General features: G+C 69.3%; 14 protein-coding genes. 9 read left to right on the plus strand and 5 right to left on the minus strand.

Features of this window, described 5'->3' with window-relative positions; genetic code table 11:
* Positions 1 to 33: 33 nt before the first annotated feature.
* From AB5J62_RS42685 to trmB, 6 genes are all read left to right on the plus strand, one after another.
* A complete protein-coding gene (locus AB5J62_RS42685; protein ID WP_370945748.1) occupies positions 34 to 948 on the plus strand; it encodes an ABC transporter ATP-binding protein in 915 nt (304 codons plus the stop codon).
* Between the two features lie 16 nt (positions 949 to 964).
* A complete protein-coding gene (locus tag AB5J62_RS42690; protein WP_370945749.1) occupies positions 965 to 1,732 on the plus strand; it encodes an ABC transporter permease in 768 nt (255 codons plus the stop codon).
* A gap of 141 nt (positions 1,733 to 1,873) precedes the next feature.
* Positions 1,874 to 2,785, plus strand: coding sequence for an ABC transporter ATP-binding protein (locus AB5J62_RS42695; RefSeq protein WP_370945750.1), 912 nt, complete (start codon positions 1,874 to 1,876; stop codon positions 2,783 to 2,785).
* Positions 2,782 to 3,528, plus strand: a complete 747-nt coding sequence (locus AB5J62_RS42700) for a hypothetical protein (protein WP_370945751.1) — start codon at positions 2,782 to 2,784, stop codon at positions 3,526 to 3,528. The genes AB5J62_RS42695 and AB5J62_RS42700 overlap by 4 nt, the downstream gene beginning before the upstream one ends.
* A gap of 215 nt (positions 3,529 to 3,743) precedes the next feature.
* Positions 3,744 to 4,238 (plus strand): hypothetical protein, encoded by a 495-nt coding sequence (locus tag AB5J62_RS42705; protein WP_370945752.1) that lies wholly within the window; start codon positions 3,744 to 3,746, stop codon positions 4,236 to 4,238.
* A 20-nt stretch (positions 4,239 to 4,258) separates the two neighbouring features.
* Positions 4,259 to 4,966 carry a tRNA (guanosine(46)-N7)-methyltransferase TrmB gene (gene trmB, locus AB5J62_RS42710; RefSeq protein ID WP_370945753.1) on the plus strand — a complete coding sequence of 236 codons (708 nt, stop codon included), beginning with the start codon at positions 4,259 to 4,261 and terminating at the stop codon, positions 4,964 to 4,966.
* 82 nt (positions 4,967 to 5,048) lie between these two features.
* On the opposite strand, the gene AB5J62_RS42715 is transcribed toward trmB, so the two are convergent.
* Positions 5,049 to 7,286 (minus strand): FtsX-like permease family protein, encoded by a 2,238-nt coding sequence (locus AB5J62_RS42715; RefSeq protein ID WP_370945754.1) that lies wholly within the window; start codon positions 7,284 to 7,286, stop codon positions 5,049 to 5,051.
* The gene (locus AB5J62_RS42720; protein WP_370945755.1) at positions 7,283 to 7,948 is read right to left on the minus strand and encodes an ABC transporter ATP-binding protein; all 666 of its coding nucleotides are present in this window, start codon (positions 7,946 to 7,948) and stop codon (positions 7,283 to 7,285) included. The genes AB5J62_RS42715 and AB5J62_RS42720 overlap by 4 nt, the downstream gene beginning before the upstream one ends.
* 213 nt (positions 7,949 to 8,161) lie before the next feature.
* Between AB5J62_RS42720 and AB5J62_RS42725 the strand changes: the two genes are divergently transcribed.
* The 3 genes from AB5J62_RS42725 to AB5J62_RS42735 are packed head-to-tail and all read left to right on the plus strand — an operon-like array spanning position 8,162 to position 11,915.
* The gene (locus AB5J62_RS42725; RefSeq protein ID WP_370945756.1) at positions 8,162 to 9,937 is read left to right on the plus strand and encodes a sensor histidine kinase; all 1,776 of its coding nucleotides are present in this window, start codon (positions 8,162 to 8,164) and stop codon (positions 9,935 to 9,937) included.
* Complete coding sequence (locus AB5J62_RS42730; RefSeq protein ID WP_370945757.1) at positions 9,934 to 10,587, plus strand: response regulator; 654 nt, start codon at positions 9,934 to 9,936, stop codon at positions 10,585 to 10,587. The genes AB5J62_RS42725 and AB5J62_RS42730 overlap by 4 nt, the downstream gene beginning before the upstream one ends.
* A 14-nt stretch (positions 10,588 to 10,601) precedes the next feature.
* Entirely contained in the window at positions 10,602 to 11,915 is a 1,314-nt protein-coding gene (locus AB5J62_RS42735) for an amidohydrolase family protein (RefSeq protein WP_370945758.1), read from the plus strand.
* 127 nt (positions 11,916 to 12,042) lie between these two features.
* On the opposite strand, the gene AB5J62_RS42740 is transcribed toward AB5J62_RS42735, so the two are convergent.
* Genes AB5J62_RS42740 through AB5J62_RS42750 form a run of 3 tightly spaced genes read right to left on the minus strand, consistent with a single transcriptional unit; the run spans position 12,043 to position 15,137 of the window.
* Positions 12,043 to 12,729, minus strand: coding sequence for an SDR family oxidoreductase (locus AB5J62_RS42740; RefSeq protein WP_370945759.1), 687 nt, complete (start codon positions 12,727 to 12,729; stop codon positions 12,043 to 12,045).
* Positions 12,730 to 12,758: 29 nt separating this feature from the next.
* Positions 12,759 to 14,543 carry a hypothetical protein gene (locus AB5J62_RS42745; RefSeq protein WP_370945760.1) on the minus strand — a complete coding sequence of 595 codons (1,785 nt, stop codon included), beginning with the start codon at positions 14,541 to 14,543 and terminating at the stop codon, positions 12,759 to 12,761.
* A 12-nt stretch (positions 14,544 to 14,555) separates the two neighbouring features.
* The gene (locus AB5J62_RS42750) at positions 14,556 to 15,137 is read right to left on the minus strand and encodes a hypothetical protein (protein ID WP_370945761.1); all 582 of its coding nucleotides are present in this window, start codon (positions 15,135 to 15,137) and stop codon (positions 14,556 to 14,558) included.
* Positions 15,138 to 15,161 lie beyond the last annotated feature (24 nt).

Genomic DNA, 15,161 nt, shown 5'->3' on the forward strand with positions numbered 1-15,161 from the left:
TTAAAGCGGTTCAGCCGCATCGGAGGAGCAGACATGATCGAGGCAGTGGGCCTCACCAAGCGGTACGGCAAGACGCTGGCAGTGAACAACCTGTCGTTCAGCGTCCCCGCCGGTGAAGTGACCGGGTTTCTCGGCCCCAACGGCGCCGGGAAGTCGACCACCATGCGGATGATCCTGGGGCTGGACAACCCCACCTCGGGTCAGGTGCGCATCGGCGGCAAGCTCTACCACGAACTCAAGCACCCGCTCCGCTCGGTCGGCGCGCTGCTCGACGCGAAATGGGTGCACCCCAACCGCTCGGCGCGCGCTCACCTGATGTGGATGGCGAAGTCGAACAAGATCCCGGCCCGTCGCGTCGACGAGGTGCTGGAGACGGTCGGCCTGACCGCGGTCGCGAACAAGCGGGCAGGCGGGTTCTCGCTGGGTATGTCGCAGCGGCTGGGGATCGCCGCCGCGCTGCTGGGCGACCCGGAGGTGCTGCTGTTCGACGAGCCGGTGAACGGGCTCGACCCGGAGGGCATCCTCTGGATCCGCAAGTTCATGCACCGCTTGGCCGAGGAAGGCCGCACGGTCTTCGTTTCGAGCCACCTGCTCTCGGAGATGGCGCTGACCGCGTCTCAGCTGATCGTGATCGGCAAGGGGCAGCTGATCTCGCAGAGCTCGACCGAGGAATTCGTCGCCAGGGCGGCCGAGAACACCGTCAAGGTGCGCTCGCCTCAGCTTCCGCAGCTGCGCCAGGCGCTGCTCAACGCCAGCGCGTCCATTGTGGACGAGGAGTCGGCGATCGTGGTGTCCGGTTTGGACAGTGCGAAGATCGGCGAGCTGGCCGCGAACAACGGACTCGTGCTGCACGAGCTGAGCCCGCAGGTCGGCTCGCTGGAGCAGGCCTTCATGCAGATCACCGGTGACTCCGTCGAGTACCACACCGGCCTCGAAAACGTCGCGTGACGGGAAAGACGAACTCATGACTCTGCTCGCTGTAGAACGCATCAAGCTGTTCACCACTCGCTCGCCGTGGTGGTGCGCGCTGGCCGCGCTGGCCGTCACCATCGGCTTCTCCGCACTGATCACCGGCACTTCGGACGTCGGCGAATTCGTCACCGTGTCCAGCGCCGAATTCGGTTACACCTTCGGTATGGCCGTGATCGTGGTGCTCGCCGCGCTGGCCGTCACCACCGAATACCGCTTCAACACCATCAAGACCACGTTCCAGGCGGTGCCGCACCGGGGCGCGGCGCTGCTCGCCAAGGCTGGCGTCGTCGGGGCACTCGCCTTCGTCATCGGTGAGCTCGCCGGGTTCGGCTCGTGGGGACTGGCCAAGCTGCTCAAGCCCGAGGCCGACCTCGCGCTGAACAGCACGGCCGACTGGATCAACGTCGCGGGCATCGGCGTGGTGTACGCCATCGCCGCGGTGATCGCGCTGTCGGTCGGCATCCTGATCCGCCACAGCGCAGGCGCCATCTCGCTGGTGCTGATCTACAACCTCGCGGTGGAGCAGCTGGTCCCGCTGATCCCCAAGATCGGCAACAAGATCCACGAGTGGATGCCGTTCAACGTGGCGCACAAGTTCCTCACCGGCACCGGCGAGTCGAACGGCAGCCGGGGTGGGGACATGGGCCCGCCGCTGTCGGACTCGCCGCTGAGCCCCGGCTGGGCGCTGGCGTACTTCGCCGGGTTCGGACTGGTGCTGCTGGCCATCTCGATCGTCGTCGCCAAGAAGCGCGACGCGTAAGACACCACAGGGGAAACCCCGGCGGTCACTTGGGGAAGTGCCGCCGGGGGTGGGGTAGGGGAAAAAGGTCCGGGTCGCCGTTCGGGGGGCGACCCGGACCTTTTCCGTTTTCCGCTGGCAGTATGGGGGCGGAGGTTGCGGATGATCGAGGCGGCAAGGCTGACCAAGCGCTACGGCGACGTGCTCGCGGTGGACGACCTCTCGTTCACGGTGAGCCCCGGCCGGGTGACCGGCTTCCTGGGCCCGAACGGGGCGGGCAAGTCCACCACCATGCGGATGATCCTCGGGGTCGACGCGCCCACCGACGGCCACGTCGAGATCGACGGCAGGCCGTACCGCGAACTCGATCGTCCATTGCGGACGGTCGGCGCGCTGCTCGACGCCTCGGCCAGGCATCCGGGGCGCACCGCGCGCGACCATCTGCGCTGGCTGGCCGCGACCAACGACCTGCCGGTCAAGCGGGTCGACGAGGTGCTCGCGCTGGTCGGGCTCTCCTCGGTCGCCAAGAAACGGGCCGGTCAGTATTCGCTCGGCATGCTGCAGCGCCTCGGCATCGCGGGCGCTCTGCTGGGTGACCCGAGGGTGCTGCTGTTCGACGAGCCGGTCAACGGGCTCGACCCCGAGGGCATCGCCTGGATCCGGCAGCTGATGCACGCGCTCGCCGCCGAGGGCCGGACGATCTTCGTGTCCAGCCATCTGCTGCCGGAGATGGCGCAGACCGCGCAGGACCTGGTGGTGATCGGCAAGGGCAAGCTGATCTACCAGGGCACCACCGAGGAGTTCGTCGCACGCGCGACCGGCACCGGGGTGCGCGTGCGCAGCCCGCAGCTGCCTGAGCTGCGCACGGCGCTGACCGAGGCGGGCGCGAGCTTCCGTGAGGAGGACGGCGCGCTGCTGGTGTCCGATATGGACAGTGACGCGATCGGCGAGCTCGCCTTCCGCGCTGGCGCCACCCTGCACGAACTCAGCCCGGCACAGGGCTCGCTGGAGACGGCGTTCCTGCAGCTGACCGGCGACGCCGTCGAGTACCACGCCACGGAGGCCACCCGATGAGCGCGCTGACCGCGGAACGCATCAAGCTCACCAGCACCAGGGCGCCCTGGGTCTGCACCGGCATCGCGGTGGTCGCCGCGCTCGGCTTCTCGGTCGCGTTCTTCGGCCTCGGCGGCCCGGAGATCCAGCCGACGGTGGCGAACACCCAGGTCACCGCGTCCTTCGGGCGCACGGTCATGCTCGTGCTCGCGGTGATCGCGGCGGCGGGCGAGTACAACTGGGGCACCATGCGGCTGACCTTCCAGGCCGTGCCTAGCCGGACGCCCGCGTTGCTCGCCAAGGGTCTGGTCATCGCCGCGTGGAGCGCGGTCGTCGGCCTGGTGGTCGGCTTCGGCTGCTGGTTCGTCGGCGTGCTGCTGAAGCCGGACGCCGACCTCGCGCTGCACACGGTGGCCGACTGGCGTGCCGTCGCGGGCCAAGGCTTGATCTTCGCGTTCACCGGGCTGCTCGGCGTCGGCGTCGGCCTGCTGCTGCGCAACACGGCCGCCGCGCTCGCCGTGGTGCTGGTGTGGGCCCAGTTGCTCGAAGGCCTGATCGTGCTGATCCCGACCGTCGGCCCGGCGATCTACAAGTGGATGCCGTTCTTCGCCGCGCAGCAGTTCATCGGCAGCGACCTGGCGAACGCGCAATTGGGTATTGGCAACTTGCCAATGAATGCAGTGGCCTACGGCGCTTATTTCGCCGCCATCTGCCTGGCGATCTTCGCGGCCGGCGTGTTTTTGAACAAGCGAAAAGACGTCTGAAAAAGATCAACTCGACACAGTGTGTCCCCTATCGCACCCTGATGGATTAAGACCACGTTAAAAGCCTGTGCGATCAGTCACAGGTCAGGCAGGCAAGCTTTCTACCAGGCATTATTCAAAGTGTCCCGTCACAGTTTCCACTACGGAGGTGACCTTTGACGGTGGATGCCGGCCAAGGTGTTGAGAGAGCTGTTCCCGCCCCTCGCTTGGAGCCGATGCTCGGCCTCGAGTGGTCGCAAGCCATCGAACTTCCCCGCGTCGCGTCTTCCGCGACGAAGCCGTCGGAAATCCGGCGCGCCTGGGTGCACCGCGCGCCCGAGGATCATGTGATCGCGCTTTTCCGCGCGTCGAGCCTGGGCGCGGGCCCGGTGCCGGCGCCGTGGTGGTTGCGCGCGGTGGCCGAAGGCCGCCTGGAGTCCCGTGAAATCGGGTTCCGCATCGAGGACCGCATCTCGCAGTTGCTGATCCACCGGCCGGGCTGGGAATTCGTGCCGTGGGCCGCGGACGGTGAATCCGGTTATTGGGAATTCATGCCGTCCGAGAACGGGAAGTCGGGGCACACCGTGCCGACCACCGTGTTGAACACCGACCGGCACGACGGCTGGATCGACGTATTGCCGGCACACAGCGGCAGCACCCCGCAACCGATCGCGGTCCGTGGCCCCGGTGGCCTCCGGTCGCGGCTGGGGGAGTTCGAAGCAGTCCGCTGATCAGCCGTTAGGTTGGTCGGGTGAAGAACGAAGGGCAGCCACGCCTGCGCAGCGTGGTCAGCTATGTGCAGCGCGGCGGCCGGATGACCGTCGGGCAGCAGCGCGCATGGGAGCAGCACTGGCCGCGTCTCGGCCGGAAGGTCCGCGACCTGGAACCCGGTCCCATCGATTTCGATGCCTGGTTCGGCCGCACAGCGCCAGTGCTGCTGGAGATCGGGTCCGGCATGGGCGAGACGACATCTCAGCTCGCGGCCGCCGCTCCGGAACTCAATTACGTAGCCGCCGAAGTCTACGAAGCCGGTCTCGGCCAGTTGATGTTGCGCGCGGAAAATCTCGGCGTCGAAAACCTCAGGCTGATCAACGGCGACGCCGTCGTGCTGCTGACGAACCACGTCGAGCCGGATTCCCTGTCCGGCGTGCGGATCTTCTTCCCCGACCCGTGGCCGAAGAAGAAGCACCACAAGCGCAGGCTGATCCAGCCCGAGTTCCTCGCGCTGGTCGCCTCGCGGCTCGCGCCGGGCGGCACCGTCCACATGGCGACCGACTGGGAGCACTACGCCGAGCAGATGCTCGAGGTGGCCAACGGCGAGCCCGCGCTGCGCAACCGCTACCCCGACGAGCCGGGCGGCTGGGCGCCGCGGCCCGAATGGCGCCCGATCACCAAGTTCGAGAACCGCGCCCACGACGAAGGGCGCGAGTGCCACGACCTGATCTTCGAAAAGACGTAGCGGGCTCCACCCCACTACCCAGGTGGGATGAAGCCCGCTGCGGCCCGGTCGCCTTCCCCCCGACGAGAAGGCGACCCGGCGGTTACTCGTCCGCCAGCGGTTCCGCGCGGACCCGCTTGAGCGCGGGCGTGCAGACCGAAGCGGCGAGCAGGGCGACCCCGATGCCCAGCACGATGGGTGCGGCGAGCCACGGGCTCAGCACCACCGGTCCTTCATTGGCCAGGCTGAACAGCCCGACCCCGACGAGCGTGCCGATCACCCCGGCGCCGATCGTCGCGACCATGGCGGGCAGCGCGGCCTCCATCCGCAACGCCCGCGACAGGACGCTGACGGGCGTGCCCGCCGCGATGAGCGCGCCGAAGGTGCGCCTGCGGTCCATCACCGAACCCGCGGTGGCCACCGCGGCACTGGCGCCCGCCAGCATCGCGGCCACGATCAGGCCGATCACGGTCACCCGGCGCAGATCGTCGAGCTCGGTCTGCTGCCGGTCGAGCTTGCCCTCACGGCTGTCCACCTGGTTGCCGCCCGCGGCGCCTGCCAGCGCGGTGCGGACGACCTCGCGGTTACCCGTTCCCGGCACCACGACGCTGCTCTCGGAATACTGACCGACCGGCACGTCCTTCGGCACCAGCGCCGGGTCGATGATCAGCGACGTGTAGATGTGCTGACCGGTCGGCACGATCGTCTTGGCCGCCGCGACGCCGGTCAGCGGCACGCCCTGCTTCTCCGAGTCACCCGAGACCTTGGCGTTCTCGGCCTTGGTCGGATAGGTGCTGAACAAGGCGGGCACACCGGGACAGCCACCCGTCACCTTGAACCGGGTGATCTCCTCGATCTTGGCGCACTCGATCACCAGCGCCGACCGCTTCGTGCCGTCAGCGGTGGCCACGAACACCGTCGGCACCACGACGGCACGCTCGGGCTGGCCGTACTTCTCCAGCGAGGCGTTGGTCTTTTCGACGACCTGCGCGGCCTCCTCCGGCTCCACCGGCACGAAGAGCACGGAGTCCTGGTACGGCATGCTGCTGCCGGCCAGCGATTCGAAACTCGGCAGCAACGTCAGCGCCATCGATCCCGTGAACACGGCGAGCACCACCCCTGCGGATGCCCGATACGCGCCCTTCGGATCGTCACGCAGCCGCCGGCCGGCGAGCAGGCTCGACGGTTTGCGCCAGATCCGCACGAACGTCCCGCCGACCCCGGAGGTGACCCAGGGACCGACCAAAGCGGCGGAACCGACCAGCAGGGCCAGACCGAGGAAGATGTACTGCGGACCGTCCGCGTCCTTGGCCATCAGGATGGCGGCCAAGAAGACCGCGCCCGCCGCGGGCAGCGCGAGCAAACGCCACCAGTGCAACGGTTTGCGTGCGTGTGACGCGGCCGCGCCGATCGGTGTCGAGAGCACCCGGCGCATGCTGATCACGGCGGCCAGCAGCACCAGCGAGACCAGACCGGCGATCAGCGCGGCGGTCACCCCGATCGGCAGGGTGAAGTCGTCCGCTTGCCAGGTTCCGCCGTCCCACGGCACGAACGTGGCGAGTCCGTGCAGCGCGGGACTGAGCAGCAGCCCGAGCGCCGCGCCGCCGACCGCGGACAACGCCATCTCGGCCGCGACGATCTTGGTCACCTGGCCCGGCGTGGCGCCCGCCAGCCGGAAGGCCGCGAGCCGCTTCTCACGCCTGGCCGCCGTCAGCCTCGTCGACGAGCCGACCAGCACCAGGCTCGGCACCATCAGCACGATCACGCCGACACCCGCGAGCAGGGTCAGCATCGGGTCGGCCGACGCCGTGCCCTGCTTGAAACCGCCGACCGGCTTGGCCGCCTTCGGCATGGTGTCCGGCGTGTGCCCGACGAGCGCGACGAGCTGTTCCGGCGAGCGCAGCGCGTCGTCACCGAGCGAGCCCGCCAGCTGCGGGCCGAACCGGTCACCCAGCTGGGACAGCGGGAGGTCGTGGATCAGCCTGCCCAGTCCCGGCGAAACGATGGTCTCGCCAGGCGCGGGGAACTTCGGCACACCGGGAGGAAGGGCGACAGGCGCCGAAGGGTCTTTGAGCGCCACGTCCACACGGACGAACTTCTTGCCGTTGACGTAGTCCGTGCTCTTCGCGAACAGCAGTTGCGGCGAGGCCGCGTTCTGGGAGCTGTAGTCCTTCTCCTGCCACACCGCACGGGTGTCGCGGGCCTTCGTCGCGAAAGGGAGGGCCACCAGCAGCAGCACCAGCGCGGTCGCGATCGCGACGCCGACCGCGGTCAGTATCGCGGACGTCCTGGTGCGGCGGTCGACGCGCAGCACGCGCATCGCGAGCTGGAACGAATTCATGCCGCGACCCTCGTGGCGATCAGGCCGTCCCTGATGGCGACGGTGCGCGGCATCGACTCGGCGATCTCGCGGTCGTGCGTGACGACGATGACCGCGGCGCCGGAGTCGGCGGCGGCGACGAGCAGCGCGTCCATGGTGGCGCGGCCGGTGCGGGTGTCGAGCGCGCCGGTCGGCTCGTCGGCGAAGATCACCTTCGGCCGGTGCGTCAGCGCGCGTGCGATGGCGACGCGCTGCGCCTCACCGCCGGAGAGCTCGCCTGGCCGACGACCTTCCTTGCCCTGTAACCCCAATCGGGTGAGCCACTCGCGGGCGCCGGAGATGGCTTCCTTGCGCGAGGTTCCGCCGAGCAGCCTCGGCAGCGCGACGTTCTCTTCGGCCGTCAGTTCGGAAACGAGCATGCCCGACTGGAAGACGAAGCCGAATTCGCTGCGCCGCAGTTCGCTGCGCTTCTTCTCGCCGAGCTGGTCGATCCGTTGCCCGGCAAGGTAGATCTCGCCCGCGTCGGCCTTGATGATGCCCGCGAGCACGTGCAGCAGTGAAGTCTTGCCCGAGCCGGACGGGCCGACGATGGCGACCGCGTCACCCGGCGCGATGTCGATGTCGATACCGGCGAGCGCGTGCTGGTCGCCGTACCGCTTCACCAGCCCGCGTCCGGAGAGCACCGACGCACTGTCCGTCCGAAAAGGACTTTGTGGCTCCACCACGTTCTCCTCGCTTGGTGTGGAAACTGACTGGCGAAAGCCTCTCGAAGATCGGCACCCGTCCACTTCGGGCAGACGGCCAGGCCTCGGCTGTCCGATATCGGCCGATCGGCCGAGTCAGATCGAGCCGTCCGGCCAAGGTGCGCGAATGGAGTAGTCGACTACCTTCACAACGTGCCGGCTGAAAAAGACCTGACCGTACGTGTGATCGACGCCGTACGGTGGCTGGGGCTGCCCGGGGTCGTGCTCGTCGCCGCCCTGCTGACCGACCTCGCGATCATCCTGCCCGCTTCGTTCGACGACCTCGGACCGCGCGGCGCTGATCTGTGGGCGCTGCCCGGCATTCTCGGTTTGACCGCGTGCGCGCTGTGGGCGCGGCTGCGGCCGGGGCCCGCCGCGTTCGCCGGCGCCGCGGTGCTGGTGATCTCGACGGTGCTCATCCGGTACAACCACGCCCCGCTCTACACCACCTTGCTGGCGAACATCTCGTTCGCGGAAAGCGTCGCGGGCTGCGAGCTGGTGTTCTACGCGGTGCGGCGCCTCAAGCCCGGCCAGGCCTTCGCCATGGTGAGCTCGTTGGTGGTCGCCTGCCTGATGGCGGTGTTCGGCCGCGACAGCAACCTGACGCCTGGCCACCTCCTGGAATCGGCCGTGTTCGGCGCGCTGCTGCTCGGGCTTTCCGTGATCATCGGGTTCCAGGGCCGCACGGAGGAGCAGCCTGCCGCGGTGCTGAAGCCCCGTGACCCGGATTCGGTCGCGACGCTCGCGCGTGAGCACTGGCCGATCATCGGCGTCTTGTCGCTGATGCTGTTCTTCGAGCTCGCGGCCGGGTTCGACGGCGGCGGACTGCGCACGCTGCCGATCATCATGTGCTCGATCGCGGCGGCGCTGGCGGCGCTCTACACGACGCGGTTTCCCATCCGCGCGTCCGTCGGGCTGGCCGTGGTCATGGGCCTTTCCGCGATCTCGACGCCGTTCCTCCAGCTCGGCAGTGGCTACCCGATCCAGTCCGGGGTGCCGATCACCCAGGTCGCCGCCGGGCTGATCGCCGTGGTCTTCCTGATCCGGTACGCACCGCAGCGCGGCGCGTGGCTCTGCATCGGGCTGCTGAGCACGGTGGTGGCAGGCGCGGTGATCCTCAACGCCTCCCCGTGGAACCGGAGCTGGCGACGGCTGCTCGACCCGGAGCGGCTGCAGCCGTACGCGGTCATGGCGGTGCTGCTGCTCGGTATCGCGGTGGCCGTCGGGTTGTTCCTGAAGTCGCGGGACTCCGAGCGCAAGCAGGTGGTCAAGTCCGCGGTCACCGACGCGCAGACCTCCGAGCGGATGGCGCTGGCGCGCGAGCTGCACGACGTCGTCGCGCACCACGTGACCGGGATCGTCGTGCAGGCGCAGGCCGCGAAGATGGTCGGCGCGCAGAACCCGCAGGTCGCGCTGGAGACGCTGGACCGCATTGAGAACGCGGGCACCGAGGCGCTCGCGGCGATGCGGCGGCTCGTGCGCAGCATGCGCGGCGACGCGCCGACCGGCAGCACCGACTACACCGAGCAGGCCACCACCGACCTGGCCGCCGACCTGCGGAACCTGGTCGAGTCGTCCAATCACGGCGTGCCGACCAGGCTGGACCTGCGCATCGACCGGCAGCTGCCGCAGGAGGTCGGGCGCTCGGCGCTGCGGCTGGTGCAGGAGTCGCTGACGAACGTCGGCAAGCACGCCAACGGAGCCGAGCTGGCGACCGTGGTCGCCGAGATCACCAACGGAAAGCTGTATCTGCGGATCACCGACGACGGACACGGCACCAACCAGCGGCCCGCGGGCGGTTCCGGCGGCTACGGTTTGATCGGCATGCGCGAGCGCGTCGAGCTGCTGCACGGCGAACTCGTCGCCGGGCCGGGGCCGCTCGGCGGCTGGAGCGTTGAAGTGTGGCTACCGCTTGAAGGAGAAGAGTGACCATCCGGGTGCTGATCGCGGACGATCAGGAAATGGTGCGGATGGGGTTCCGCATGATTCTGTCCGCGCAGGACGACATCGAGGTCGTCGCCGACGTGCCGGACGGCATCTCCGCCGTCGCCAAGGCCCGTGAGCTGCGGCCGGACGTGTGCCTGCTCGACATCCGCATGCCGGGTCTCGACGGCCTCGAAGTCACCAGGCAGCTGGCCGGGCCGGACGTCACCGACCCGCTGAAGGTGGTCGTGGTGACGACCTTCGACCTCGACGAGTACGTCCACAAGGCGTTGCGCAACGGCGCGAGCGGCTTCCTGCTCAAGGACGCCGGGCCCGCGCTGCTGATCGAAGCCGTCCGCGCGGCCGAGCGCGGCGACGCGCTGGTGTCGCCGCAGGTCACCGTGCGGCTGCTCAAGCACTTCGACGGCGGGCAGACCAAACGTGACGTCGCGCCGCCGAGCGAGCCGCTGACCGCGCGCGAGCTGGACGTGGTGAAAGCGGCCGCACGCGGGCTGACGAACACCGAGATCGGCACCGAGTTGTTCATGTCACTGTCGACGGTGAAGACGCACCTGGCCGCCGTCCAGGGCAAGATAAACGCTCGAAATCGGGTGGAGATAGCAGCTTGGGCGTGGCAGTCGGGGGTCATGGACTGACTAAGCTCGGAGCCATGTCACGTCGATTCCGAGCTCCCGTTGTCCTGCCCGCCGACCCGTCCTGTTCGCTCCTGCGCGATGCGGTGGTGGACGTCGACGACGATGGCCGGATCTCCTACGTCGGCACCGCCGCGGACGCACCCGACGCGGCGGGCGCCGAAGTCGTCCAGCTCAGCGGCATCCTCACGCCGGGCCTGATCAACACGCACGCGCACAGCCCGATGGCGCTGCTGCGCGGCATGGGCGGCGACCTGCCGCTGCTGCGCTGGCTGCAGGAGATCATCTGGCCGGTCGAGGCCAAGCTGGTGCCGTCGGACGTCAGGACCGGCATGCTGCTCGGCTCCGTCGAGATGCTGCGCCACGGCGTCACCACCAGCGCCGAGATGTACTTCGAGGGCGAGCAGATCGCCGACGCCGCGCTGACCACCGGCAGCCGCGTCCTGATCGGCCCGCCGGTGATGGACATCCCCGGCATGGACTGGCGTGCCCAGCTCGCCGGCATCGACGCCTGGATCGACGCCGACGGCCTCCGCTTCGGCGCCGGCGACCGCGTCGAGCTCACCTACGGCCCGCACTCGGCGTACACGCTGGGCGAAGAGGCGCTGCGCCTGACCGCCGAGTCGGCCAACGCGCGTGGCGCCTTGGTGCAGATTCACGTCGCCGAGGCCGCGAACGAGGACGAGCACGTCCGCAAGGAGCACGGCTCGGTGCCGCTGCTGCTGGAGAAGGTCGGCATGCTCGCCGGCCGCGTCGTCGCCGCGCACGCGATCCACCTGTCCGACGAGGACATCGCGCTGTTCGCCAAGTACGGCACCGGCGTCGGCCACTGCCCCGGCTCGAACGCCAAGCTCGCCTCGGGCTTCTCAAGGCTCGTCGACCTGCGCAATGCGGGCGTGCACGTCGGACTCGGCACCGACGGCCCGGCGTCCAACGACGACCTCGACCTCTGGGAAGAGATGCAGCTGGCGCCCATGTTCCAGCGCCTGGTCAAGCAGGACTCGACCATCCTCACCGCCGCCGACTCCTTCCTGCTCGCCACCCGCGGCGGCGCCAACGCGCTCGGCCGCGACGACATCGGCGTGCTCGAAGCGGGCCGCTGGGCCGACATGGTCCACATCGGCACCGACGGCCCCGCCTTCTTCGCGGGCCTCGACGTGCCGGACGAGCAGCTGATCTCGAACCTGGTCTGGGCCTCGGGCTCGCGCAACGTCCGCGACGTCTGGGTCGCAGGCGACCAGGTCGTCGCCGACGGCGAGTCGACCCGCGTCGACCGGGCCAAGATCCAGGCCGACGCTCAGGCCCTGTCGGCGAGGCTTCGGTCGGCCTAAAAAATCCCAATGCGTCCTTCGGCACCTGCCAGCTGCCGAATGCGTCGTTAGGTCCGTAGCAGGTCCCCAATGCGTCTTTCGGCACCTATCAAGGACCGAAAGACGCATTGGGATTTTTTTACCCAGGTCAGGCGGGGCCGGGGCGCAGGGTCAGGTCGGTGAGGTGGGCGTCGCGTGAGGCGGAGACGGCGGTGAGGACCGCGGTGGCGACCGAGTCGGGGCGCAGGTAGCGGGACGGGTCGTAGTCGAAGCCTTCGTCGGCGACGATGGCCTGCTGCATCTCGGTGTCGGTGCGGCCGGGGTAGATCGAGGTGACGCGGAGGGTTTCTTCTTCGGCGCGGAGTGCGTCGGCGAAGGCGCGGACCGCGAATTTGCTGGCGGCGTAGGGGGCCCAGCCCGCGCGGGCGTTGAGGCCCGCGCCTGAGTTGATGATGACGACGTGGCCGCGGGCGGCGCGCAGTGCGGGCAGGAGCAGGCGGGTCAGTTCGACGACCGCGAGGGTGTTGACCTCGAAGTTCCTGCGCCAGGCCGAGACGCCCACCGATTCGATGGTGCCCAGGTCGGCGACGCCCGCGGAGTGCACCAGGACGTCGAGTGAGGTGATCTCCGCGGCGCGGGCGGCGAGTGCGTCGAAGTCGGTGAGGTCGACCTGCCACGGGGTGACGCCGGGGAGTCCGTCGGCGACGGTGGCGAGCGCGGCGGCGTCGCGGCCGCCGAGCAGGACGCGGTGGGTGGGTTCGAGCTGGTGGGCGACTGCCGCGCCGATGCCGCGGGAGGCGCCGGTGACCAGTGCGAGCGGGAGATCCGAAGTCATGGCCAGAAGTTACAGCGGCGCGCAGCGCCTCAGTTGAGGGTGGCGGTGGGCGACGGGAGGGGGGTAGATCCGCATTTGCGGGCTTGCACCGGGTCCCGGTCGAAGCGGATGCCGCCTCGGCTGAACGAGCCGGTCAGGTTGGTCATGAACCGGTCGAACGTCAGCGGCGCGCGGACCGAATCGAGCAGCTCGGCGAGGTCGGGGCAGCGGAGTGCGTCGCGGGCGGCTTCGATCTGCGATGGGCTGAACGCGCTCGCCTGACCTGCGCTGTCGAGGCCGCCGGAGGCCGAGTCGCCCAGGTCCCAGACCGACGGCAGCCGTTTCTCGTGGCCGCTGCGGCCGGAGTTGACCACCGACGAATGCGAACCGAGCACCGAGGCGAGGCCGTACTCGTCGTGGATCCACACGTCGAGCGGGACGAGCAGGCCGAGCGCGCCCATCGAGTCCGGGGCGATCGTGGTGTGCGGCCGGATCGTCGGGTAGCCGCGCCAGCCGGAGCCGGTGCGGACAAGCACCTCGGGGCCTCGGGCTTCGCGGAATGCCTGGAGTTGCGCGGGCATGCCGGGGTAGGCCGAGTAGTCCTCGGCGAGCACGGGATGTTCGACGCCGGTGGCCCACGTCCAGTAGCCGCGCTCGTCGGTGATCGCGGCCGCCGCCGGGTGGTTGAAGTACGGCACCCGCAGCGACGTGCCCGCGACGACCGCCCAGGCGAGCACGCCGATCAGCGGCGACACCGTCCAGCGGGTCAGCGGGAACACCATCACCGGCAGCAGGAGGCAGAACAACGCGGGCAGCAGCATCCGGCCGTGCATGAAGTCGCCGCCGACGCGGGTGACGTAGAGCGCGAGCCCGGCCGAGGCGAGCACCGGCACGGCGACCAACACCGCGAACCGGCGGCCCGGCTTGGCGACCTTGCCGAACAAGCCGAGGGACAGCGTGGCCAGCAGCACCGGGACCCAGAGCGCGTATGGGCTGGTCAGGTCGAGGAAGTACGTCCAGCCGCGGTCCCACTGGGCGGCGGAGGCTTCCTTGGCGACGGCCGTGTTCGGCGTGACGAGCCCGTAGTAGCCCATACGGAAGATCTGGTAGACGACGGGCAACACGCCCGCCGCCAGCAGCCAGCCGCCGGTCGTCTTCCACCCGCGCCAGCAGAGCACCAGCAGCGCGCCGAACGCCGCCGCGCTGAACAACGCCAGGTCGGGGCGGACCAGCGGGCCGAGCCCGATCACCAGCGCGGTCGGCCACACCCGGAGCAGGTCGTCGCGGTCGTAACCGGCACGCACGAGCAGCCACCAGCAGCCGCCGAGCCACAGCGAGATCAGCCCGGTTTCCAGCCCGGACGTGGCGAAGTCATGGAACGGCGGTAGCACCAGCACGACCAGCGCGCCTGCGGGCGCCATCGCCGTGAACCCGGCAGGGCGGTAGAGCTTGCGCGCGCCGTCCATGGCCAGGAACAGACCGGCCAGCGAGAAGACGAGACCGGTGACGACCGAGATCCACTCGAGCCGGAACGGCAGCAGGCCGACCACCGCGAGCACGAAGGTCCACAGTGGACTGGTGTTCACCTCGACCCGCTCACCCGCGTTGAAGACCGGCCCGTTGCCCTCCCAGAGCTGACGGACCGTGCGCAGCACGATCAGGCCGTCGTCGCTCATCCAGCGCTGCCGCCACGCGAAGATCGCGAACAGCACGAGCACCAGTACGGTGCCGGCCGCGGTCCACCACCGATGGTCCGGCGGCGTGTCCTCCTCGATCGGCACGACCGGGTCGACCGTCGCGCTGGAGTGCATGGTCACGCATTGTCGTTCACCCATGGGGCTGGTCCGCTAGGGGGCCAGCTGCCGGTAGACGGAATCGGCCGATCTGTCGACCGCGGAGTCCACCGCGTACGAGCTCACGGAGTACTCGGACGGCTCACCCCAGGCGACCGCGACGGCGAGTTTGACCGATTCGCCGGGCTTGAGCCCAGGTAGTCGCCAGATCAGCCTGGCAGGCTCCGCGATTTCGACGGGGAACTCGTCGAGCTCGTCCACCCATCGGCTCGGCAGGTAGTCACGTGACGCTGCGTAGGCGTGCACGAGCTCGTAGTCCGGCCCGCCGAGCGTGACGGCGACGTCGGCGGTCTGGAAGGTGACCGCCTCCAGCCGTTCTCCGCTGTCGATGTCACCGACGGCGTCCTCGGGAATGCCGGTCAACGCGGCCGTCAGCGTCACTTCCGGCACCGGCTCCTCGGCGACGATGTGCCACGCCGCGGCCCACAGCGTCACCGGCGGGAAGTCCGCGGGAACGTCCGGCTCGATCGGCGCGACACGCAGTTTCACCTGCGCGTTCCCGCCGCCGAAGCGGCACGAGAAGCCGACCACGCCGAGCGGGGTCTCGATGACATCGAAAAGCGGGCTCTCCTCCACGTGCCAAGTGTGGAGGAAAGCCCG

This window comes from Amycolatopsis sp. cg5 (genome assembly GCF_041346955.1).
Lineage (GTDB): Bacteria > Actinomycetota > Actinomycetes > Mycobacteriales > Pseudonocardiaceae > Amycolatopsis.

What these genes read in the sequence shown, in the direction of transcription:
- AB5J62_RS42685 (WP_370945748.1), top strand. Translation starts at nt 34, where the DNA reads ATGATCGAGGCAGTGGGCCTCACCAAGCGGTACGGCAAGACGCTGGCA.
- AB5J62_RS42690 (WP_370945749.1), top strand. Translation starts at nt 965, where the DNA reads ATGACTCTGCTCGCTGTAGAACGCATCAAGCTGTTCACCACTCGCTCG.
- AB5J62_RS42695 (WP_370945750.1), top strand. Translation starts at nt 1,874, where the DNA reads ATGATCGAGGCGGCAAGGCTGACCAAGCGCTACGGCGACGTGCTCGCG.
- AB5J62_RS42700 (WP_370945751.1), top strand. Translation starts at nt 2,782, where the DNA reads ATGAGCGCGCTGACCGCGGAACGCATCAAGCTCACCAGCACCAGGGCG.
- AB5J62_RS42705 (WP_370945752.1), top strand. Translation starts at nt 3,744, where the DNA reads ATGCTCGGCCTCGAGTGGTCGCAAGCCATCGAACTTCCCCGCGTCGCG.
- AB5J62_RS42715 (WP_370945754.1), bottom strand. Translation starts at nt 7,286, where the DNA reads ATGAATTCGTTCCAGCTCGCGATGCGCGTGCTGCGCGTCGACCGCCGC.
- AB5J62_RS42735 (WP_370945758.1), top strand. Translation starts at nt 10,602, where the DNA reads ATGTCACGTCGATTCCGAGCTCCCGTTGTCCTGCCCGCCGACCCGTCC.
- AB5J62_RS42740 (WP_370945759.1), bottom strand. Translation starts at nt 12,729, where the DNA reads ATGACTTCGGATCTCCCGCTCGCACTGGTCACCGGCGCCTCCCGCGGC.
- AB5J62_RS42745 (WP_370945760.1), bottom strand. Translation starts at nt 14,543, where the DNA reads ATGGGTGAACGACAATGCGTGACCATGCACTCCAGCGCGACGGTCGAC.